We start from the raw sequence: 22,741 nt of genomic DNA, 5'->3' as shown, positions 1-22,741 counted from the left end.
TCTCAGCCTCGTTTCAGAATTTCATCAACACCACGATTGGCTAACTGGTCGGCACGCTCATTTTCCGTATGTCCGCTATGGCCTTTTACCCAACGCCACTCAATCTGATGCTGTTTGACCAGCAGATCCAATGCTTGCCAAAGATCGGCATTCTTGACCGGCTGCTTACTCGCAGTTTTCCAACCATTACGCTTCCATCCGGCTAACCATTGCGTGATACCTTTACGCAAATATTCAGAATCCGTTGTCAGAATGACATGACAAGGGCGCTTTAAAACTTTTAAAGCTTCGACGGCCGCGGTCATCTCCATACGATTGTTTGTGGTCTCAGCCGCGCCCCCCCACAACTCTTTTTCTTGCTGATTAAAGCGCAACAAGGCACCCCAGCCACCAGGGCCGGGATTGCCTTTACAGGCACCGTCCGTAAAGATTTCAACGGGTGTCACACAGACTTTCCTCGGGCAGATTTATTTCGCGCCGTCGGTTCGGCGAGGGGAAAAGCGATGAGTTTACGTGTTTTCCAGGCCGGTTTTAAGGGCGTCATGCCACCGACATCCTTACGTGCCCAAATCAAAAGCACCGCACCTGAGGGTAATAAGCTGTTCGCGGTCCAGCTCTCCAGAAAGTTCAAGCGTGCTCGCCAAGACTCTGAAGCCAGCAAGGGTAGATAAAACGCCGTCTCTGACTTCAGCTCCGTAAGTTCCAATAAGCGCAACCAATCATGCAGACGATGATGACTCAGCGCCTGGGCATTCCAGGGCGCCTGCTCGCGTCGTCGCCAACGGCACACGCCCCAAAAGCTTAAGGGATTAAAGCCTAGAATCAGCAAATGTCCGCCCGGGCGTAAAACACGTGCCGCTTCACGTAAGACCTGGTGCGGATCATTACTAAAATCCAAGGCATGATGCAAAAGTACCGCATCCAAAGCCTGGGATTGCAGAGGCAGCTCCTCAGGACGCGCGACCACCGCATGCGCATCCAAGCCTAACTGCATCTTCGGCGATAAATGAATTTTGTGTGGGATCGGTGAGTGTTTGAGCAGATCAAGATGCGCCAGACAACCGATCTGCACCAGATGATAACCAAACAGCTGCGGCAAAATATCGGCTAAGAGCGCCTCTTCTGCCGCAAAAACCGCCTGCCCGAGAGAGGACTGGAACCAATCCGCCAATTCGTTGGTCAAGCAGGCGTCAGAATCAGAAACCGCTCGGCCAGCGGTTCGAGAGAGTTTCATAGCGGCTCCTTCTGCAAACCTAAAGTTTTTCTAAACATTGCAAGGCTAAACAACCCCAGTCAACTTGAGTAGAATCAAGCCTAATTGCCTAGACCTTGCTTGGAGATGACATGTTACACCTAACTCCAGTTCCAGCTTTTCAGGATAATTATATTTGGGTACTGTCGGCACGCTCACCGGCGCTGAATTGCCCTGTGGTCGCCGTGGATCCCGGCTGCGCCGCGAGTCTCAGCCAGTGGCTCGAAGATCAGGGCTGTCAGCTCCATGCTATCTTGATCACCCACCACCATGCGGATCATACCGGGGGTGTGGCCAGCTTACAGGCGCAATGGCAATGCCCTGTCTATGGTCCCGACAACTCTCCTTTCTCCGGTATTACCCAACCCTTACATCAGGGTGACCTAATCTATTTACTGGAGACTCAGTTTCAAATTCAAGCGGTGCCTGGGCACACTCTGGATCATATCAGTTACTACTCCGCAGAGGCTGACTTACTTCTCTGCGGCGACACGCTGTTTATGGCCGGATGCGGACGTTTGTTTGAAGGCACAGCCCAGCAGATGCTGGCCGCAATGGATTATTTTGCTCAGTTGCCGGATCAAACCCGCGTGGCCTGCACCCATGAATACACCCTATCTAACCTTGCCTTTGCACAAGCTGTTGAACCTGAAAATCCAGAGATACAACAGACCCTGAAGCGCTGCCAAGCGCTCAGAGCCGAAGGTCATCCGACTCTCCCTTCCAGTATAGGCCTGGAAAAAAAGATCAACCCTTTCATGCGTACTCGTGAAGCCGCCGTGCGGCACGCCGTGGCTTTACATGCGGGTCGGGAAGTCGAGAAGGCTGACGCCATCCTGGCACAACTGCGGGAGTGGAAGAACGCTTTTTAATTACAGGCGCGACTTCACTTGTTAGAATCACGGTTCAGATTATATTCAGATTCAGGTTACGGAATGACGAAGCAACGACTCAGCACACTCGCACTCACCTGCGCTCTCGTGCTCTCGGGCTGTAGTAGCGCCCCGCAACAGACGCACACTCAGCTGCATCAGCATGATCGACTGGACAAGCACAGTGCACTCCTGATCCAAGCACGGATGGCTCGCTTTGCGCATTTACAGCAGCAAAGCGAAGAGGACGAGATTTCGGATCTTTGGTCCTTAACACGTACCCATTTGGGTTTGGAATTAGATCTGAATGATCTGCGTATTGAGCAGCACTTTGCCTGGTTGGCCAAACATCCCCAGCACTTGACGAATGTCAGCGAGCAGGCGCTGCCGTATTACTACTATGTTCTGGATCAGGTGATTGAGCGTGGCATGCCGGCGGAAGTGGCTCTGCTTCCCGTGATCGAAAGTGGTTACAACCCCTATGCTCTCTCCCCCTCTAACGCCGCCGGTCCCTGGCAGTTTATTCCCGGAACCGCCAAGCATTTTGGTCTAGAGAACAACTGGTGGTATGACGCACGCCGTGACATCGTTGCCTCCACCGACGCGGCTTTAACCTATCTTTCCCAACTCAACGAGCAGTTTGGCGGGGATTGGTTACTGACACTGGCGGCTTATAACGCCGGCGGCGGCACCGTCTCGCGCGCCATCGAATACAATCAAGCACGTAACCTGCCAATCGATTTCTGGTCACTCAATCTGCCACAGCAGACCATGAATTATGTGCCCAAGCTCCTCGCGACGGCACGTATGATCCGTGATGCCGAGGACTATGGTTTGGAGCTAGCGGATATCCCTGCTGAACCCTACTTCGCTGAGGTGGAGACCGGTGGCCAGGTTGACCTTAAACAAGCCGCCGAATTGGCCGAAATCGATCTGGATGAACTCAAACAATTAAATCCTGGTTTCAGTCGTTGGGCCACCGCACCTGAAGGTCCGCATCGTTTATTGGTTCCGGTTGAGCAAGCTGAGCAGTTACAACAAGCGCTTGAGTCCCTGCCGGATGAAGAACGCGTCAACTTTGCCAGCTACACCATTAAATCCGGTGATACACTCGGTGCCCTCGCACGTCGCTTTAATACAACGGTTCAAGTCTTACAGACAACAAATCGTATCCAGCCCCATCAGCTACGTGTGGGACAAACTCTACTGGTACCCGCCGCATCTGACCGGATCGCACTCAAACCTTCAGGATCAGGGCCAGGTTAAGACACGATGATCAGATCGCCCCTGACCCGCCTAAGTCGTCTGCTTATAGCTGGTTTTTTCTGCCTAGCCGCCAGTCTGCCTCTCTCCGCTCAAAGCGGGCTAGAAGGCGTGCACGGCATTGCCATGCATGGCGATCTAAAATATCCACCGGACTTCACGCACTTTGATTATGTCAACCCGGATGCGCCTAAGGGTGGACGGGTCGTACAATCGGCCATCGGCAGCTTTGACAGCTTTAACCCCTTTATCGTTAAAGGCACACCTGCCGACGGCTTAGGTTTACTCTATGACAGCCTGACCAGCAAAGCTCAGGATGAGCCCTTCTCAGAATACGGCTTGCTCGCCAAGCGCATCTATGTTCCAGAGGATCGGCGCTGGATTGAGTTTGAAATGCGTCCAGAAGCCCGCTTTAGTGATGGGGTTCCGGTCACCGCTGAAGATGTCGTAAATACCTTCCGCTTGTTACGTGAAGAAGGCAGCCCTTTTTATCGCGCTTATTATGCCGACATCTCTAAGATTGAAGCCGTCAGTCGCCATCGCGTGCGCTTTGAGTTTGCCGATACCGATAACCGCGAATTGCCCCTGATCGTCGGTGAAGTACCTATTCTGCCTAAACATTTCTGGGACAGTCGTAATTTCGCTGAAACCGCGCTGGAAATTCCGATTGGTTCCGGCCCTTATGAGATTGCCAGCTACAACCCCGGACGCTCTATTACCTACCGTCTGCGTGAGGATTACTGGGGCGCTGATCTCCCCGTCAACCGTGGGCGCAACAACTTCGCACAATGGGTCTACGACTATTATCGTGACAGCACCGTCGCTCTCGAAGCCTTTAAAGCGGGGCAATACGATTTCCGTCTAGAAAATTCCGCCAAAAACTGGGCCACAGGTTATACCGGCCCAGCCTTTGACCAGGGACGCATTCTCACGCGTAGCATCGAACATGATAATCCAACCGGCATGCAGGCCTTTGTGATGAACTCACGGCGCAGCCAGTTCCAGGACCCTCGTGTGCGTTATGCTCTGGCCCATGCATTTGATTTTGAATGGACTAACCGCAATCTTTTTTACGGTGCTTATAAGCGCAGCCATAGTTTTTTTTCCAACTCAGAAATGGCCGCCGAAGCACTGCCCGATGCGGCTGAGCGAGCGATCTTAGAACCCCTGCGCGCGCAATTGCCCGAAGAGGTGTTTACCCAGGTTTACCAGGCTCCGCAAACTCAAGGTGACGGCAATATGCGTCTGCAGGTACGCAAAGGCTTACATCTTCTGGCAGAGGCTGGCTGGACGCTGGATAAAGGCGTTTTACGCAACTCAGCAGGCGAACCCTTCCGCTTTGAAATTCTACTGATCCAGCGTGAATTTGAACGTATCGTCAATCCCTTTATTCGCAATCTTGAGCGAATGGGCATCAGTGTGAACGTACGCGTAGTTGACATTTCACAGTATATCAATCGCTTACGTGAATATGATTTTGATATGATTGTCGGCAGTTTCGGTCAGTCTAATTCGCCTGGCAATGAACAGCGTGAATACTGGCATTCTGAAAGCGCAGAGCGCCCAGGCAGCCGCAATCTGGCCGGGATTCGTAATCCAGCCATTGATCAACTGGTTGAGCTGGTGATTCAAGCCCCCGATCGTGAAGCCTTAGTCGTGCGTGCACGTGCGTTAGATCGTGCCTTGCAATGGAATCACTATGTTATTCCGCAGTATCACATCAACGCCTACCGTGTGGCTTATTGGAACAAATTCGGTATGCCGGAAACGCGGCCTAAATATGCTCTCGGTTTTGATACTTGGTGGATACTGCCCTAATGGCCGCCTATATTTTTCGACGCTTACTGCTCATCATTCCCACCCTGTTTGGCATTTTGTTGCTGAACTTTCTGATTATTCAGCTCGCACCTGGCGGACCCGTCGAACAAACCCTGGCTCATCTTCAAGGGATCGGTGATGCCGGTGATCGCACCGGCGCTGCAGCACGCTCCGACCTGGCCGCTGGCAGTGACTCTTCAGGGTATCGTGGCGCTCAAGGCTTAGACCCCGCCTTGATTGCTGAAATCGAGCGGATGTACGGTTTTGACAAGCCTGCGCATGAGCGTTTCTTGCAGATGGTCGGCAACTATTTACGCTTTGATTTTGGCAGCAGTTTTTACAGCAATAAAACGGTGATGGAACTGATCATTGAGAAGATGCCGGTTTCCATCTCCCTAGGTTTATGGACGACTCTGCTGACCTATCTAATCTCGATTCCGCTGGGAATACGCAAAGCCGTCAAAGATGGCAGTGCCTTTGATATGTGGACGAGTACCGCTGTGATCATCGGTTACGCGATTCCAAACTTTCTGTTTGCGATTCTCTTGATCGTGCTCTTTGCCGGTGGCACCTATTTTGACTGGTTTCCCCTGCGCGGCCTCACCTCACCAAACTTTGCTGAGATGAGTTTACTGGAAAAAATCGGGGACTATTTCTGGCACATCACTCTGCCCGTGTTAGCTTCGGTCATTTCCAGCTTTGCGACGCTGACCATGCTGACCAAAAACGCCTTTCTCGATGAGATTCATAAACAATATGTGCTCACCGCACGCGCAAAAGGCCTCACTGAAAATCGCATCCTCTACCATCATGTTTTCCGCAATGCCATGCTGTTGATTATTGCCGGGATGCCGGCCGCGCTGATTGGAATTTTCTTTACCGGTTCGATGCTGATCGAAGTCATTTTCTCTCTGGATGGCTTAGGTCTGCTCGGTTATGAAGCGGTAATTCGCCGTGACTATCCGGTGATTTTTGGCACACTCTATATCTTTACCCTGGTCGGCCTACTCCTGAAGCTGATCAGTGATGTGACCTACACCCTTGTGGATCCACGCATCGACTTTGGCAGCCGGGAGACTTAAGCATGACACCGATTATGCGCCGCCGCCTGCAAATTTTCTGTCGTAACCGCCGTGGATTCTGGTCCCTCTGGATTTTTTTGGCGCTTTTCACGCTGTCCTTAGCGGCTGAGTTGATTGCTAATCACAAACCTATCCTGGTTCAGCATCAAGGCACACTCTATTTCCCCGTGCTGAAGGAATATTCCGAACTGGAGTTTGGCGGTGAGTTTGATATCAGCACGGACTACCGTGATCCTTTCATTCAAGAACTGATTCAAGAATCGGGGGGCTGGATGCTCTGGCCGCTGATTCGTTACAACTACCAAAGCATCAACTACGATCTGCCCTCACCGGCCCCCTCACCGCCGAGTCGTGAAAACTGGTTAGGCACGGATGATCAAGGCCGAGATGTGCTGGCTCGTGTCATCTACGGTTTTCGAATTTCAGTGCTTTTTGCGCTCGTACTGACGCTGGCCAGTTCCGTCATTGGGGTCGCGGCAGGTGCTGTGCAGGGCTATTACGGAGGCAAGATCGATCTTGTTTTTCAGCGTTTTATCGAGATATGGTCCGGCCTACCGGTGCTCTTCCTGTTGATCATTCTAGCCAGCGTTGTAGATCCTAACTTCTGGTGGCTGCTGGGTATTATGCTGCTGTTTTCTTGGATGGCACTGGTGGATGTGGTACGTGCTGAATTTCTGCGCGGACGCAATCTGGAGTATGTGCGGGCGGCACGTGCGCTCGGCCTGAGTAACGCTAAAATCATGTATCGCCACGTGTTACCCAATGCGATGGTGGCGACGCTGACTTTTATGCCCTTTATTTTTAATGGCTCAATTGTCACCCTCACCGCGCTCGATTTTCTCGGTTTTGGTTTACCGCCGGGTTCACCCTCTCTCGGTGAGCTGGTCGCTCAGGGCAAAGAAAACTTGCATGCGCCCTGGTTAGGTTTAACCGCTTTCTTTACCCTATCGATCATGCTGACCCTGCTGATCTTTATTGGTGAAGCGGTGCGAGATGCTTTTGACCCACGCAAAACCTTTTAAGCGAGTAGAGGGTTGAGTCGGATAATCAGCTGAAAGCAGCAAAATTAACCTCTGGCAGACACTCAAATCCGGGCTTGGCAAAATAATAGCCCTGCATCAGATCCACGCCTAATTCATAAAAATACTCAACTTCGGCGAGGGTTTCCAAACCCTCAGCCAACACCCGAATATTCAGCTGCCGACAGATATCCATCAGACCCTTAACGATGATCTGCTTGACCTTATTGCTATCAATATCCCGAACCAGCTCCATATCCAATTTGAGCAGATTCGGCGTAAAGCTCGCCAGCAGATTTAAACCCGCGTGGCCGGCACCAAAATCATCCAGTGCCGTGATAAATCCCTGCTCCTGATAGTGGCGGAAAATTCGTGTGAGATGTGCCGGATCGTGTACTTTTTCAGACTCAGTAATTTCAAACATCAGATTGTGTACAGGAAAGCCACTTTGCTGCGCCGCCTGAAGCGTACTCCGAATACAATGGGCCGGTTCATAGACCGCATTCGGCAAAAAATTGATGCTCAATACCTTGTCGTGCAACCCCAACTGGCTGGCCAGTGTAATCGCTTTCACGCGACAGGCCTGATCAAAAGCATAACGATTCTGATCATTGATTTTTCTCAGAATCTCGTAGGCCGATTCGCGTTGTGGCCCACGTACCAAAGCTTCATAACCAAAAATTTCCTGTTTGCGCAGATCCACTATGGGTTGAAATGCAAAGGTGAACTCAAAACCCAGGGGGACAAAGCAATACTGGCATCCGTATTCCAGTTGATCTGAAGGGACAAGCGCTGGCATAGATTTCCTCGGCAGGATGAGTTGTTTAGGGTTTAGTGTGGCAAAAAATCCTTGGGAATGCTCAGATTTTTTAACTCGATTTGACAGCTAAGCCTTGAGCCAAGCAGACTTGGCCTCCGGAGACTGAGCGGTAAAAAGGAAGCAACAATGATACAACCTGGCTTTATGGTGCTACAGGGCAATCGCCTGGAGAGTTTACGGGCGGTGTGTGTCGAATGGTTACAACGTTATCCACTGACACCTCTCGAAAACGAAGTCATCCTGGTCCAAAGCAACGGTATCGCGCAGTGGTTAAAACTGGCCTTGGCTGAGGATGTCGAGCAAGGTGGCTGTGGCATTGCGGCAGCCATGGATGTGTGTTTACCTGCACGTTACCTGTGGCGTGCCTATCGCGCCGTGCTTGGAGATCTGCCTAATACCTCGCCTTATGATAAAGACCTGCTGACCTGGCGTTTGCTGCGCCTTCTGCCCAGTCTCGTTACCTTGCCGGAGTTTGAGCGCTTAAGACGCTTTTTACAGCAAGATCCCGGACAACGTAAAACCTATCAACTCGCGCAACGTCTTGCCGACCTCTTGGATCAGTATCAAATTTATCGTGCTGATTGGCTGAATGCCTGGGCGCAAGGCCGTGATGAGTTTACGCTCGATCAGGCTTGGCAACCCTTGCCTGCAAACCAGCGCTGGCAAGCTGAACTCTGGCGACGTCTGCTGGAGGATCTGCATCCTGAGCAGCGTGAGACCAGTCGTGCACATATTCACCAACGCTTTTTACACGCCTGCACACAACTGACGCCTGAGACCCGCCCCGCGCAACTGCCACGACGTGTCATCGTCTTTGGTCTCTCTTCGCTGCCACAACAGATGCTGGAAGTCTTGTCAGCGGTTTCCTCAGTCAGCCAAGTTTTACTCTGTGTGCATAATCCTAGCCCCTACTACTGGGGGGATCTGGTCGATCCCCACGCTGCCCGCTTTCTGTTCAAACAAGCGTATCAGCGCCACGCCCCCAAACCCGGGCTACCACCGCTGCATGCAGAGAGTGATGATCAAACACTAGAGCATCTCTTTCTTCAGGCGAACCCCCTCCTCGCGGCTTGGGGGAAACAGGGCCGTGATTACATGCGTCTATTAGATGAGCATGATCAAACGCAGCAATATCGCGCCCTGTTTCAACAGAACAAACTGGATATCGATCTATTTGAAGCCCCAACCTCCGCCTCACTCCTGCATCAGATCCAAGCGGATATTTATCATCTGCGCAGCCTCGATGAAGCTCGCCTAGCCGCGCAGGCACTCACAGCTGAAGCACTGGCCACAGAGCGCGGTGTAGACAAGGATCTTAGCTTGAGTTTTCACCGTGCCCACAGCAGCCAGCGCGAGGTGGAAATCTTGCAGGATTATTTGTTGGCACTTTTTGCACGCGAACCCGATCTTAAACCGCGTGATGTTCTAGTTATGGTGCCCGACATCAACACCTTTGCGCCCTATATTCGTGCGGTGTTTGGACGCATTCAACGTCAAGATCCACGCTATCTACCCTTCACGCTGTCCGATCAGGGACAGCGCCAGCAACACCCGTTATTCGTGGCCTTAACCTGGTTATTGGCCTTACCGGAATCACGCTTTAGTGTCAGTGAGTTGTTGGATTTCCTCGATGTCAAAGCGGTGCAAGCTCGCTTTGGTCTGGAAGCATCCGACAAACCTTTATTGCAACGTTGGATCGAAGGTGCCGGTATCCGCTGGGGATTAGATGCCGAGCAGCGCCAAGCGCTTGGGCTACCGCCAGGCTTACAGCAAAACACCTGGGAGTTTGGTCTGCAACGTATGCTCCTAGGATACGCGCTCGGGCCAGGTGAAGCGTGGCAGGGGATTCATCCCTATGCCGAAGTGGCGGGTCTCAGTGCGGAACTGCTCGGCAAGCTGATGCAGCTTCTTAACCGCTTAGAGTGGCACTGGCAAGGCTTACAAACCCCTCAAACACCGGATGAGTGGAGTCATCGTCTACACGCCCTAGTACAGGATCTTTTCCTCTGTGAAGAGGAGCGTGATCAACAACTGATCCGCCGTATTGAGGAACGTCTGCAAGACTGGTTAGAGGCCTGCCAAGCAGCGGAGTTTGCTGAACCCATCAGCTTAGACGTGATGCGGGATTTTCTGCTACAGAGTTTGGATCAGCCTCATCTTACCCAACGCTTTTTGGCCGGCGCCATCAACTTTGCGACCTTGATGCCGATGCGCGCCATTCCTTTTCGCCACATCTGCCTGCTGGGTATGAATGACGGCGACTATCCGCGTCAGGTCAATCCCATCGATTTTGATTTGATGCGTTTAAACTATCGCGCAGGCGATCGCTCACGGCGCGAAGATGATCGTTACCTCTTCCTGGAAGCCCTGCTCTCGGCACGCGAGGGTCTTTATATCAGCTGGACCGGATACAGCATTCGTGACAACTCTGAACGTGCTCCATCGGTATTAGTTGGGCAGCTACGTGATTATCTTCTCAGCACCCAAGGTCCTGAATGTTTGGCGGCGCTCACGCAGGATTACCCGTTACAAGCTTTTAGTCATCAATATTTTCGCCAATCCAGCGGTCAGCGCACCTTTGCACATGAGTGGGCCGGTATTTATCACCCTGGCTCGATCACAACCCAGCGCTCAGATGCGCTCACACCTGTCCAAGACGCCCGCGAGTTGAGCTTGACTCATTTAAGTCAGTTATTACGCAATCCAGCGGCCAGCTTTTTTCAGGAGCGTTTAGGCATCTCCTTTTACGATGAGATCTTGCCCGAGTTGGATGATGAACCCTTTGATTTGCAGGGTTTGGCTCTGTGGAAACAGCAACACACACTGATTGAAGCGTGCTTAGAGGCTTGGAGTCTCAGGCCCGATCAACCTGCCGCCGCGCTGCTACACGAAAAAATCGACGAACAACTAGGGTGTGGTAACCTTCCCCTCGGCCCTTTTGCGCAGAGCTATCAAGAGAGCCTGCATGCGCGCCTCTTGCCGGCGTTAAGCCTGTATCAACAGCTTTTGCTGACTTGGCAGGCACTGCCCAGCGAAACCCTGACTTTGCAACTCGACACCCTAGCACTGACTTTGCAAGATGAGCTCGATCATCTGTATCAAACCGCTCAAGGCCAAAGAGTGCGCTGCCTCTTACTCGCCAGCCAAATTTGGTCTGGGCGCAAACAAATGAAGTGGCATCATCTGGCACGTCAGTGGCCACAACATCTCGCCGCCCAACTGCAAGGCCCTACAGATACCTGGATTCTCGGCCCAGACACCCAACTTCTCTGGCCAAGCCTGCCAGCCGATCAGGCACAGGTCCATTTGTGCTCACTGATGCAGCTCTGGCACAGCAACCTTAATGTTCCCTTACAGGCAGCCTGCCAAACCAGCTGTGCTTTTTTGCTGGCAGATCCTGAAAAAAAAGATCCTCTATGGGTCGCTGAAGAGATCTATATGGGAGGATTTCAACGCCAGGGTGAGGTACAACAAAGTGGCGCTCTCGCACGGCTCTGGCCCAACTTTCAAGCCTTGCAAGGCGAGCAGGGATTTGAGCGCGACAGCCAAGCGCTCTATGGCGCCCTGCTCCAACACCCTCCCCACAAACCGGATCAGATACTCCGGGATCTCGGTGCTCTGGAGGTCAAAGCATGAACGCAAATCCTCTCGTTTTGAATCAATTCCCACTGCACGCCAGTCAGCTGATTGAAGCCAGTGCGGGGACAGGCAAAACCTTCACCATCGCACTGCTCTATACCCGCCTGATCTTACAACATGGTGGAGAAGCAGCCTTTGTACGCCCCCTGTCTCCCGATGAGATTCTGGTGGTGACTTTTACTGAAGCGGCCACGCAAGAATTAAAAGAACGTATTCGTGCCCGTTTGGTGGAGGCGGCGGCTTGCTTTCGTGTCACGATTGAAGATGCGCCGGCTGCCGGTGACAATCCCTTATTACAACTACGCGATGACTTTCCTCCCGAGCGTTGGCCCGCCTGTGCACGCCTACTCAGCCTGGCGGCACAAAGCATGGATCAGGCGGCGATTTCGACGATTCATGGTTGGTGTTATCGAATGCTGCGCGAACATGCCTTTGACAGCGGTAGCCTATTTACGCCGAGCCTATTAACCGACCCCAGCGAACAGCTTGCAGCCTTAATTCGGGATTATTGGCGTATCCACTTCTATCCACTGCAACCGGCACAAGCAGCACTCGTACAATCGATTTTTAAAGATCCCGATCAGCTGCTGCAAGCGCTTAAGCCCTTCTTAAACTGGCCCGATGCGGAATTAACCCTCGCCGATCAACCTTTTGTGATTCCCGAGCAACTGGATTCGATCTTAGCAGAAGCCAGCCAGGCGCTTACACAGCTTGCACAAGCGCAGCAAACGGCTCGCCAATGCTGGGCCGAGGATATTGACACTCTAGAAGCCCTCTTGTGGGAGTATCGGCCCGCATTAAATAAGACCTCCTATCGTGAGGCAAAAGAAGAGGAAACCTTTGCTCAACTGCTGCAAGAGCTCAGACGCTGGGCCGAAGAGGGTGAAGCGCCGCAGGGTAAACTAGAGCGTTTTGCACAGGGTCAGTGGAAGCTCAGTGGCGGTAAAAAAGCGCCACAAGCACCTGAGCATCCGGCATTCACCGCTCTGGCACACTGGCATGCACTGAATCAGACGTTAGCTGAGCAAGATCTCAGCCCCTGGCTGCTCGCCCATGCCAGCCGCTGGCTACAAACAGCGCTTGGGCATCAGTTGCAGAAACAGGCGGAACTGCGTTTTGATGATCTCTTATTGCAACTCGATCAAGCCCTGACCTCTGAGCAAGGTGACGCGCTGGCCGCACAGATACGTCAAAGCTTTCCCGTTGCCCTCATCGACGAGTTCCAGGACACCGACCCGGTACAGTATCGAATATTTCAGCGTATCTATGCTCAGGCGCATGCCGATCAGCCCAGCGCTTGGATCATGATCGGTGATCCCAAGCAAGCGATCTACTCCTTCCGTGGGGCCGATATTCATACCTATTTAGCCGCACGCCAAGCCACCCAAGGTCGTCACTACAATCTGGATACCAATTACCGCTCCTCTCTAGCCCTGGTGCGAGCGGTGAATTATGTGTTCACCCAGGCTGAAGCCTATCCACGTGGCGCTTTTCGCTTCCAAACCGAGGAGCATAATCCTCTGCCTTTTCTTGAGGTGAAGGCACAAGGCCGTGCCGCTGAGCTCTTTTTATCGGGCCAAGCGGCCACTGCTTTAAACCTCTGGCACCTGGAAGGCGAGGATGCGGAAACCCCCATCAACACCCAAACCTATCGTGATGAAATGGCAGAGCGCTGCGCCAGCCAAATTTGTGAGTGGTTAAATGCACCCGAGCACTGCGGCTTCCAAGAGGGCGAGGCCTGGCGGGCGTTGCAGCCTAAGGATCTTGCCATCCTGGTACGTGGGCATGGAGAAGCCCAGGTGATACGTGATGCGTTGCAGGCGCGTGGATTAGCCAGTGTTTATCTCTCGGACCGTGACTCGATCTTTGCCGCGCAGGAGGCTCAGGATATCCTGATCTGGCTACAGGCCTGTGCTGACCCGGCTGATGACCTGCGCTTGCGCCGCGCTCTGGCCACTCCCTCCATGCACCGTACTCTCGCGGAACTGGACGCTTTACAAAATGATGAATGGCACTGGGAGCAGGAAACAGAAGCCTTTCGCAATCTGCAACGCACCTGGCGCCAACAGGGTGTGCTACCGATGCTGCACCAGCTGTTGCATCACTGGCAACTGCCGAAACGCGCCCTACTGCAACCCGAAGGCGAACGCCAGCTGACCAACCTTCTCCATCTAGCGGAATGGTTACAGGCAGCCAGCCAACAACAGGAAGGCGAACAAGGTCTGATTCGTCACCTCGCGGAGCAACTGCAAAATCCTGATCACGAGGAGATACTCCGGCTTGAAAGTGATGCGGATCTGATCCGTGTGATCACCATCCATAAATCCAAAGGCCTCGAATATCCCTTGGTACTCCTCCCCTTTATCAGCAATTGGCGTGGTATCGATAAACAAGATTCCGCCCTCGCCTATGTCGAAACCCGCTCTAACGCAGAGCCATCCAGCGCTCTGAGTCTCGCGCAACGGCGCTTAGCTTTGGGTACAAAAACCCCACGCACATACGCCGAAGAGCTGGCCGATGATCAACGCCTGTCTGAAGATTTACGTTTGCTGTATGTTGCCCTCACGCGTGCGCGCCATGCTTTGTTTCTAGGGGTTGCCTGTCTACGTAAAGGTCAAAAAAGAGTCAGTGAGCAACATCTTAATGCGCTCGGGTATCTGTTAGCCGGCGGTGATCCTCTCACCCCCGCAAGCTTCGCCGAACATTTAGCGCGTTGGGCGCAAGAGCCCGATATTGATTTGAGTCCGGCACCTCAGATTCGTCATGATCGGGTCGAACGTGTGCGGGGAGAGGAAGATCAAGGCGCTCTCCTCAGCCCACGCAGCCCCTATGAGCACTGGTGGATTGCCAGCTACTCTGCGCTCAAAACTGGAGCCATGAGTTCGTTGAAAGAGGATTCTTGTCACTTGGAAAATCGAGTCGAACCGGAATCGGCACGCGAGGCACGCTTACAGGAAGAAACCTTAGACGCCGCGAGCTCTGTCTTGAGTAGTGTCTTGAGTACTGCCATGAATAGCGACGAGCCCCCACCCGCACTTGCTCAAGGGATTCATGCCTTTGCACGCGGTCCTGCCGCGGGTACTTTTTTACATCATCTGCTGGAGTGGGCGGCAGAAGTGGGTTTTGCGCAGGCATTCGCCAATGCAGACGCGCGACAAGCCTGGATTACCCAGGCCTGTCGCCTTCGAGGCTGGGAGGCGTTTGCCCCTCTTCTGGATACCTGGTTACAGAGTTTCCTGGCACAAAGTTATGACTTCAAGCAGGACTCAACCCAGGCCTTACACCTGCCGAACCTAAGCCTTTGGCAAGCCGAGATGGAGTTTATGCTGGCCAGCCATCAGGTCTGCACAGAGCAACTGGACGCTCTCTGTCATACCTATCTATGCCCCGGTGAAGCGCGCCCTCGCCTAGAAAAAAATCAGCTTAACGGTATGTTAAAAGGCTTTATCGATCTGGTGTTTGAACATCAAGGACAATATTATGTGGCCGACTGGAAATCGAACTATTTAGGTCCAAACGCGTCCAGCTATACGCCCGCAGCCATTCGCCAAAGCTTGTTACAGAAGCGCTATGATGTGCAGTATCTGCTGTATCTCTTGGCTCTGCATCGTTTACTCAAACAGCGCCTCCCCAATTACCACTACAGCCAACATCTAGGTGGTGCCCTGTATTTTTATCTGCGTGGTTTTCAAGCCCCGCAGCAAGGGGTCTATTTTGACAAACCTCCGCAGGCCTGTCTGGAAGCACTCGATCAACTCTTTCGAGGAGAGGCGGCATGACTGACTCTTTACACGCTATTTCTGAGCACTCAAGCACTGACCTCTCTCAGTCTGCAGAGGTTCGCTCTGTGAATGCCTTCGCTTCTTGGCAGACCTCTTCGCAGGTACTTTTAGACTTACTCGAAACCTGGGCTGAATTAGGTTGGATTCGCTGGTTGGATCTGGCGCTGGCACGCTTTTGTCGGGAAACCTGCCCAGAAGCGCCTTCAGAGCTGTTATTAATGGCTTGTCTTGCGAGTTATCAGAGCAGTCATGGCCACGTCTGCCTGGATTTACAAGAAACGCTTGAGGCACCACAACTGGGTCTTTCTCCCCTTATCCAAGCCTCCACACAGACGCTGACACGACTCCCCTCCGCACTGCGAACCCATCTGACACTTGCTCAATGCTTAGCCGCCTGTAGTAAGACAAGCCTTCTGGTTTCACTCGGAGGGCAACACACGCCTTTAGTCTTGGACACCTCTAATCCAGAATCACCTTTACTTTATTTACGCCGCTTTTGGGAGTACGAGTCGCAGCTGCGCCACGCCATAGATCAACGTCTGAGTCAGCGCTTAGACTGGCCAGAAGCGCCGATTAAGATGCTTTTATCCGCACTCTTCCCGAGCTCGACACAGTCACCCGATTGGCAAAAGATTGCGTGTTTGTTAGCGATTCGTCAGCGGTTTGCCGTGATCACGGGGGGCCCTGGCACTGGCAAAACCACCACGGTGGTGAAGCTTTTAGCGCTGCTGCAAGGCTTAAGACGCCTCACACAACAACCACCCTTGCGCATCCGCTTGGCCGCGCCCACCGGCAAAGCCGCCGCACGCTTAAATGCATCCATCGCAGGCCAAGTGCAAAATTTAAACCTCAGCTCGCTAGGGGATGCCGAGACCCTGCGCGCCCAGATCCCCACCCAAGTGACCACGCTCCATCGTCTACTGGGCGCCCAAAGAGACAGTCGTTTCTTTAAACACAATCGTCGGCACCCCCTCCCGGCGGAGGTCGTGGTAGTAGATGAAGCCTCCATGGTCGATCTTGAGATGATGGCTCATCTAGTACAAGCCCTGCCCGATAACGCCCATCTGATTTTATTGGGTGATAAGGATCAGCTGGCCTCAGTCGAAGCCGGTGCCATTCTGGGCCGTTTATGTGAGGCCGCTGAAGACGCACATTATCGTCCCGACACACTTGCTTGGATCGAAGCCTTAACCACAGAACCCCTCCCCAGACATTTTATGGATAAAGCAGGCCAAGCCTTGCACCAATCCATTACGATGCTGCGCCAGAGCTATCGGTTTGGCCGGGATTCGGGTATCGGACAGCTGGCGAGGGCGGTCAATCATGCGGCGACCCCTGCAGAGCTCGAGGCGCTGTTTCTAGGACAACATAACGACTTACAACGTTTGACCTTGCCTGAACTCCAGCACCCCGCTTTTAAGGCGCTGATCTGTGATGCGCAACAGGGTTATGGCGCTTATCTGCAAGGCTTAAAACAACGCCCAGATGTAACGGCTGATCGCCGGGCTTGGGATGCCTGGGCAGCGCAGATGCTGCACACACAGAGCCGCTTTCAGCTGCTCGCGGCCTTACGCCAGGGTGAAAGTGGCGTGGAAGCACTGAATCTTTTAATTGAAGGTTGGTTAGAAAGTGCTGGCTGGATTCAGGTGCAGGGCCAAACCTGGTATGCCGGTCGGCCCATCATGATCACCCGCAATGATTATCGCCTTGGGCTGATGAACGGCGATCTGGGTATTACGCTGGAGTACCCTCTGCAGAACAGCGAAGGCGCCTGGCGAACGCTGCTACGCGTTGCTTTTCCATCAGACAAACATCCAGGGGGCATACATTGGGTATTACCCAGTCGCTTACCCAGCCATGAAACCGTCTTTGCCATGACCGTGCATAAATCTCAGGGTTCGGAGTTTGAGCACACCGCTCTACTGTTACCGACCCAAGATAACCCAGTGCTGACGCGAGAACTGGTTTATACCGGGATTACGCGTGCACGATCACGCTTTACGCTGATCACAACCCAACCTCAGCTCTTACACCTGGCTGTGCAGCGTCGTGTGTACCGTAACAGCGGTCAATTAAGCCAGCTCTAATCGTTTGCGATCTAGGCGCTCAGGTACAGCCAAGCGCCTTACGCGCCACAAGCGAATACACGTCAGGCATACACCTCAGGTACCTCAGCAGCACGCAAGCATTTAAGCGGCACGAAAGCCTTTACAGACGACAAAAACTTCACGGGAACGGGAACGCGAAGCATCCGGTTTACGCACCACCACAGAATCAAACTGCTCACGCAGGCTGCGGATATACTCTTCGTAGCCCTCTCCGTGAAACACCTTAGCCACAAAGTTTCCTTTGGGTTTTAAAACCTGGCAGGCCATATCCAGCGCCAACTCCACCAGATACATTGAGGCGGCTTGATCGGCTGCCGCCACACCCGAGATATTCGGTGCCATATCCGAAATCACCAGATCTACGGCGGCACCATTAATGACCTGCATGATCTGATCAAACACCTCCTGCTCGGTGAAATCTCCCTGGATAAACTCCACTCCGGCCAAGGGCGCCATTGGCAGGATGTCCGAAGCAATCACACGACCGCGATCCCCCACGAGCTTAGCCGCCACCTGTGACCAACCACCTGGCGCTGCACCTAGGTCAACCACCAGCATACCCGGACGAATCAGCTTGTCTTTTTCATTCAGGCCTAAAAGTTTGTAACTGGCGCGCGATCGGTAACCATCAACCTGTGCCTGTTTTACGAAGGGGTCATTGACATGCTCGTCCAGCCAACGAGCACTGCTTTTGGAACGTGCCATAAGAAACGCCACTCAAATCAAAAACGGCATTCTACCTAGGCCAAGCCCTGGGCGCCAACTGGAACCTGACTTGCTGAGGCTGAAAGGCTATAATCGCAAGGTTTTAGACTTCTGCCCGCTCTTTCTTGGATAAACTGACCCATGATTCGCATCACCGAACTGTCCTTGCCTCTTGATCACACAGACGCCGAGTTACGCCAGGCCATAGTGCAACGCCTAGGCATCAAGGATCACCAGCTTCTGGATTTTCGAGTGTTTAAACGCAGTTATGATGCGCGTAAAAAGAACTCCATCATTCAGTTTGTTTATATCATTGATCTCAGCACGAGTTGTGATGCTGCGCTGCTTGAGCAGTTTCGCCAAGATCCGCAGATCAAGCCTGCTCCAGATACAGACTACCATCCCGTAGCACAGGCGCCGGCGGATTTGGCCGAGCGTCCAATCGTCATAGGTTTTGGCCCCTGCGGTTTGTTTGCTGCCTTAATTCTGGCACAAATGGGGTTTAAACCTATTGTGCTGGAGCGCGGCCGTAATGTCCGCCAACGCACCCAAGACACCTGGGCACTCTGGCGCCAACATCAGCTCACACCCGAATCTAACGTGCAGTTTGGTGAAGGTGGAGCCGGTCTATTTTCCGATGGCAAACTCTATAGCCAGGTCAAGGATCCTAAATTTTACGGCCGCAAGGTGATGCAAGAGTTTGTTAAGGCGGGAGCGCCCGATAACATTCTGTATGTCAGCAAACCCCATATCGGCACCTTCCGTCTGACCAGCGTCGTCGCCAAAATGCGTGCTGAAATCATTGCACTGGGCGGCGAAATCCGTTTTGAATCCAAGGTCGTGGATCTTCTTCTGGAGAATCAGCAAGTGCGCGGAGTTAAGCTGGCCGATGGCCATGAACTCCTCAGCCGCTATGTGGTACTCGCCCTTGGACACAGTGCGCGCGATACCTTTCGGATGCTGCACCAGCGCCAGGTCTATGTCGAAGCCAAACCCTTTGCCATCGGCTTTCGCATCGAACATCCACAGTCGATGATTGACCAGGCGCGCTTAGGAAAATACGCCGGACACCCAGAGCTTGGAGCCGCTGACTACAAACTGGTTTACCATGCGAAGAACGGTCGTCCGGTGTACAGTTTTTGTATGTGTCCTGGTGGACAGGTCGTCGCCGCCACTTCGGAAGAAGGTCGCGTAGTCACCAACGGCATGAGCCAGTATTCACGTAAAGAGCGCAATGCCAATGCGGGCATTGTCGTCGGCATCTATCCCGAACAAGACTATCCCGGCGGGCCACTGGCCGGTATCGAACTGCAAGAGCGCCTCGAAGAGATCGCTTATGAGTTAGGCGGACGTGACTACCGTGCCCCCGCTCAATTAGTCGGCGACTTTTTGCGCGGTGAAGCCTCACAACAGCTAGGAGAAGTGATTCCCTCCTACCAGCCCGGGGTCAATCTATGCGATCTAGCACAAGCGCTGCCCGATTATGTGATCGAAGCGATACGCGAAGCCCTGCCCGCTTTTGGCAAGCAGATTCGTGGTTTTGATCGTGAAGATGCCGTGCTCACCGGAATCGAATCACGCACCTCGTCACCTGTGCGCATCACTCGAGACCCGAAAACTTTACAAAGCTTGAATACCCCAGGCCTTTACCCTGCCGGTGAAGGCGCCGGTTATGCCGGGGGCATTTTGTCTGCTGGCATAGATGGGATCAAGGTCGCTGAGGCCGTGGCACGAGATCTCTTAGCTGATCTAGCCCAGGGTTGAAAATGAAGTTCGACGAAATCAAAAAACTGCATCAAAAAAAATATCGCCAAGCCCTCGGCTACTGCTTAATTGAGGGCGAGCATCTGGTGCAGGAACTGGAGAAGGCCTGCACCTTGCACCCTGCCCTGGCTGAAGCTGAGCTGTATGTCAGTGAGGCCTATACGGACTTCCCCAGCCCCTGGCCTAAGCATCTGCTCAACGAGCGCCAGATGGCGAGCCTAAGCGAGACGAAAACACCTCAGGGCATTATTGCCCTGGTTCCTTTAGTGGCCTTGCAAGCACTCAATACAGCGCCTATACAAAGCGCAATCTACCTGCATGAGATCCAAGACCCCGGTAATCTCGGCACCATTTTACGTAGCCTAGCCTGGTTCGGGGGCATGCGCTGCTTGTTAAGCCCTGGCAGTGTCGATCCTTACAACAGCAAAGTGATTCGAGCCAGCATGGGGGCCATCTTCCATGTGCCGATTGAACTGGATGTGGAGCTCACGAGCCTGAGCCATCGCTTCCAGAAACTGGCCTACCTCGATATGCAAGGACGCCCCATAGCGGATCCTTCCTTTGCCAAGTGTGACTGTTATATTTTCGGCAACGAAGCACGCGGTGTCCCTCATCAAGCCTTGGCCAGCCTGCAGGCGCAGGCCTACACCATTCCGGGATCAGGTTTGATCGAATCTCTTAACCTAGGGACTGCGGTGAGCCTGAGCCTCTATCAACGCCAAGGCGGTTAAAGTCTGGCGACGAAAGAATCTTCGCTAAGCAGATGAAAAAAGACAAAAAATCTGTTGACTCCCATCAGGCTCAGACATAATATACGCACCGTCTTCACGACTTGGGGTCTTAGCTCAGCTGGGAGAGCGCGACGCTGGCAGCGTCGAGGTCAGGGGTTCGATCCCCCTAGACTCCACCACATTCGATAGATAGACCTTCATTATGAAGGTTTTTTTATGCCTAAAACTCTGTATCTATATTGATTCATTATATCTGCTATACATCCCTTACAAATCTATCCTTCAAACTTGTAAGGTTCTACTAAGCGTATTGTAAAGCTTAACCACATCAATCGGTTTATCTAACCAACCGTTAAAACCACATTCACGCGCTCGCTGTCTTTGTCCTTCGACCTGATCTGCTGAGAGTGCAAATATAGGCAAATCAGGATGTGCTTTACGTATTTCAACCGTGGCCTCGAAACCATTCATAACAGGCATCTGTATATCCATCAGAACACAATCTATAGATTCCTGCTCAACTGCCTGAACCGCCTCAGCACCATGATTGGCAATAATTAAATTTATACCCGTTTTCTTTAAAATACCACGCATCAAGATCTGATTAACTGGATTATCTTCAACTAACAATAGATTATGAGCACTAAAATCGGGTATTTGGATTTCTGGCTTAACAACATTTTTTTTCAGACTTACAACACGACTCTCCTCAGTAATTTGCTCTGGCTGAGGTAGATGTAGTGTAAAGTTAAAATCACTCCCAACACCTAGCTGACTTCGCACTTCAATTTCACTTTGCATCAGATTTAAGATTTGTTTGCACAGTGTAACCCCTAGGCCGGTTCCGCCATAAAGTCGCGTTGTACTAGTATCCGCTTGAGTAAAAGCCTCAAAAATACGAGACATTTGCTCTTTTGTCATTCCAATACCCGTATCTGATACAAGAAAATGATAATGATCGGGCTGATGTGTAGGTTTAACGATTAAACATACCTCCCCAGTCTCGGTAAACTTTATGGCATTCCCTAGCAAGTTAAGCAGCACCTGACGTAAGCGTGTAGAGTCACCCAAAACAACATTTGGCAATTCATGCATTTTTACAAGAAGCTCAAGACTTTTCTTTTGAGCAAGCACGGAAAAAAGCTTAGTTACATCCTGAATAAGCTCCCGCAAAGAAAACGGATGAATATCTAATTTGACCTTTCCGCTTTCCAATTTAGACGTATCTAATACATCATTAATGATACTTAACAACTCCTGAGAGGATTTCAAGATCAATTGGAAAAAGTCTGTGGCTTCAGTTGACTGCCCCTGTTGTAACGCAAGCTCGGAGAATCCAATAATAGCATTCATAGGAGTACGTATTTCATGGCTCATATTCGCTAAAAACTGTGTTTTGGCTTGAGAGGCTGCTTCTGCTTTTTCTTTCAATTGAATAAGATTTTTTCATACTCCTTACGCTCACTGATATCACGAAGTAATCCAATAAACATAACCTCTTCATGAATTAAAATCTCCGTGACAGAAATTTCAATCGGAAACTCTTCACCGCTGCGCCGAAGGCCCGTCAATTCAAGATTTCGATTAGTAATTTTTCCACTTCCACGCTGAAAGTAGTTTTTCAGATAACTATCATGAATCGCCTGATGCGGCTGAGGCATCAAGCAATTGATCTTCTGGTTAATTAAGTCCGCTTCTTGATAATGGAAGATTCGACAGGCTGCAGGGTTCACCAGACGAATGACGCCCTGCGCATCTATAATAATGACACCATCAATAATCGCATTCAAAACATGGGCCGTTGTGTGTCGATCCTCAAGGATTTTCTGTGTTTGGTCTTGCGATAGTGTCACGGTCATTCAGCTCATTCTCTTACATGTCGTTCG

The 22,741-nt window shown here is 52.1% G+C and carries 16 protein-coding genes and 1 tRNA gene; 11 read left to right on the top strand and 6 right to left on the bottom strand.

The annotated features are described in order from the left end of the window. Window positions 1–2: 2 nt before the first annotated feature. A complete protein-coding gene (rnhA, locus tag E1H14_RS04705; protein WP_149390310.1) occupies window positions 3–446 on the bottom strand; it encodes a ribonuclease HI in 444 nt (147 codons plus the stop codon). Beyond that, window positions 443–1,234, bottom strand: coding sequence for a class I SAM-dependent methyltransferase (locus tag E1H14_RS04700; RefSeq protein WP_149390309.1), 792 nt, complete (start codon window positions 1,232–1,234; stop codon window positions 443–445). The genes rnhA and E1H14_RS04700 overlap by 4 nt, the downstream gene beginning before the upstream one ends. Window positions 1,235–1,344: 110 nt before the next feature. Here E1H14_RS04700 and gloB point away from each other — a divergent pair, with 110 nt between their 5' ends. The 5 genes from gloB to E1H14_RS04675 all read left to right on the top strand — a co-directional run bounded on the left by gloB (window position 1,345) and on the right by E1H14_RS04675 (window position 7,309). Next, window positions 1,345–2,124, top strand: a complete 780-nt coding sequence (gene gloB / locus E1H14_RS04695) for a hydroxyacylglutathione hydrolase (protein WP_149390308.1) — start codon at window positions 1,345–1,347, stop codon at window positions 2,122–2,124. 63 nt (window positions 2,125–2,187) lie between these two features. Further along, window positions 2,188–3,390: a transglycosylase SLT domain-containing protein gene (locus E1H14_RS04690; protein ID WP_149390307.1), complete on the top strand. Its 1,203-nt coding sequence runs from the start codon at window positions 2,188–2,190 to the stop codon at window positions 3,388–3,390. Window positions 3,391–3,396: 6 nt separating this feature from the next. After that, a complete protein-coding gene (locus E1H14_RS04685; RefSeq protein WP_149390306.1) occupies window positions 3,397–5,205 on the top strand; it encodes an extracellular solute-binding protein in 1,809 nt (602 codons plus the stop codon). Continuing rightward, a complete protein-coding gene (locus E1H14_RS04680) occupies window positions 5,205–6,287 on the top strand; it encodes a microcin C ABC transporter permease YejB (RefSeq protein ID WP_149390305.1) in 1,083 nt (360 codons plus the stop codon). The genes E1H14_RS04685 and E1H14_RS04680 overlap by 1 nt, the downstream gene beginning before the upstream one ends. A 2-nt stretch (window positions 6,288–6,289) precedes the next feature. Continuing rightward, a complete protein-coding gene (locus tag E1H14_RS04675; protein WP_149390304.1) occupies window positions 6,290–7,309 on the top strand; it encodes an ABC transporter permease in 1,020 nt (339 codons plus the stop codon). A gap of 25 nt (window positions 7,310–7,334) precedes the next feature. Here E1H14_RS04675 and E1H14_RS04670 read toward each other — a convergent pair whose 3' ends face one another. Next, window positions 7,335–8,105, bottom strand: a complete 771-nt coding sequence (locus tag E1H14_RS04670; RefSeq protein WP_149390303.1) for an EAL domain-containing protein — start codon at window positions 8,103–8,105, stop codon at window positions 7,335–7,337. Between the two features lie 147 nt (window positions 8,106–8,252). On the opposite strand from E1H14_RS04670, the gene recC reads away from it, so the two are divergent. The 3 genes from recC to recD are packed head-to-tail and all read left to right on the top strand — an operon-like array spanning window position 8,253 to window position 17,634. Next, complete coding sequence (gene recC / locus E1H14_RS04665) at window positions 8,253–11,762, top strand: exodeoxyribonuclease V subunit gamma (RefSeq protein WP_149390302.1); 3,510 nt, start codon at window positions 8,253–8,255, stop codon at window positions 11,760–11,762. Continuing rightward, window positions 11,759–15,544 (top strand): exodeoxyribonuclease V subunit beta, encoded by a 3,786-nt coding sequence (gene recB / locus E1H14_RS04660; protein WP_149390301.1) that lies wholly within the window; start codon window positions 11,759–11,761, stop codon window positions 15,542–15,544. The genes recC and recB overlap by 4 nt, the downstream gene beginning before the upstream one ends. Then, the gene (recD, locus tag E1H14_RS04655) at window positions 15,541–17,634 is read left to right on the top strand and encodes an exodeoxyribonuclease V subunit alpha (protein ID WP_149390300.1); all 2,094 of its coding nucleotides are present in this window, start codon (window positions 15,541–15,543) and stop codon (window positions 17,632–17,634) included. Before recB ends, recD begins: the two co-directional genes overlap by 4 nt. Window positions 17,635–17,736: 102 nt before the next feature. Here the strand turns inward: recD and rlmE are convergent, their stop codons facing one another. Next, a complete protein-coding gene (gene rlmE, locus E1H14_RS04650) occupies window positions 17,737–18,360 on the bottom strand; it encodes a 23S rRNA (uridine(2552)-2'-O)-methyltransferase RlmE (RefSeq protein ID WP_149390299.1) in 624 nt (207 codons plus the stop codon). A gap of 141 nt (window positions 18,361–18,501) precedes the next feature. On the opposite strand from rlmE, the gene E1H14_RS04645 reads away from it, so the two are divergent. The 3 genes from E1H14_RS04645 to E1H14_RS04635 all read left to right on the top strand — a co-directional run bounded on the left by E1H14_RS04645 (window position 18,502) and on the right by E1H14_RS04635 (window position 21,034). Continuing rightward, window positions 18,502–20,124: an NAD(P)/FAD-dependent oxidoreductase gene (locus E1H14_RS04645; protein WP_149390298.1), complete on the top strand. Its 1,623-nt coding sequence runs from the start codon at window positions 18,502–18,504 to the stop codon at window positions 20,122–20,124. A 2-nt stretch (window positions 20,125–20,126) separates the two neighbouring features. Next, window positions 20,127–20,855, top strand: a complete 729-nt coding sequence (locus E1H14_RS04640; RefSeq protein WP_149390297.1) for a TrmH family RNA methyltransferase — start codon at window positions 20,127–20,129, stop codon at window positions 20,853–20,855. Window positions 20,856–20,958: 103 nt separating this feature from the next. Further along, window positions 20,959–21,034 (top strand) — tRNA-Ala (locus tag E1H14_RS04635). A 103-nt stretch (window positions 21,035–21,137) separates the two neighbouring features. Here the strand turns inward: E1H14_RS04635 and E1H14_RS04630 are convergent. Both E1H14_RS04630 and E1H14_RS04625 read right to left on the bottom strand, forming a co-directional pair. Next, on the bottom strand, window positions 21,138–22,286 hold the full coding sequence (locus E1H14_RS04630) for an ATP-binding protein (protein ID WP_149390296.1): 1,149 nt from the start codon (window positions 22,284–22,286) through the stop codon (window positions 21,138–21,140). Further along, the gene (locus tag E1H14_RS04625; RefSeq protein ID WP_149390295.1) at window positions 22,283–22,714 is read right to left on the bottom strand and encodes a PAS domain S-box protein; all 432 of its coding nucleotides are present in this window, start codon (window positions 22,712–22,714) and stop codon (window positions 22,283–22,285) included. Before E1H14_RS04625 ends, E1H14_RS04630 begins: the two co-directional genes overlap by 4 nt. Window positions 22,715–22,741 lie beyond the last annotated feature (27 nt).

Source organism: Nitrincola tapanii (genome assembly GCF_008368715.1).
Taxonomy (GTDB): Bacteria; Pseudomonadota; Gammaproteobacteria; order Pseudomonadales; family Balneatricaceae; genus Nitrincola; species Nitrincola tapanii.
Note: the sequence above shows the minus strand (reverse complement) of the source record. Positions and strands in the feature narration are given on the sequence as shown.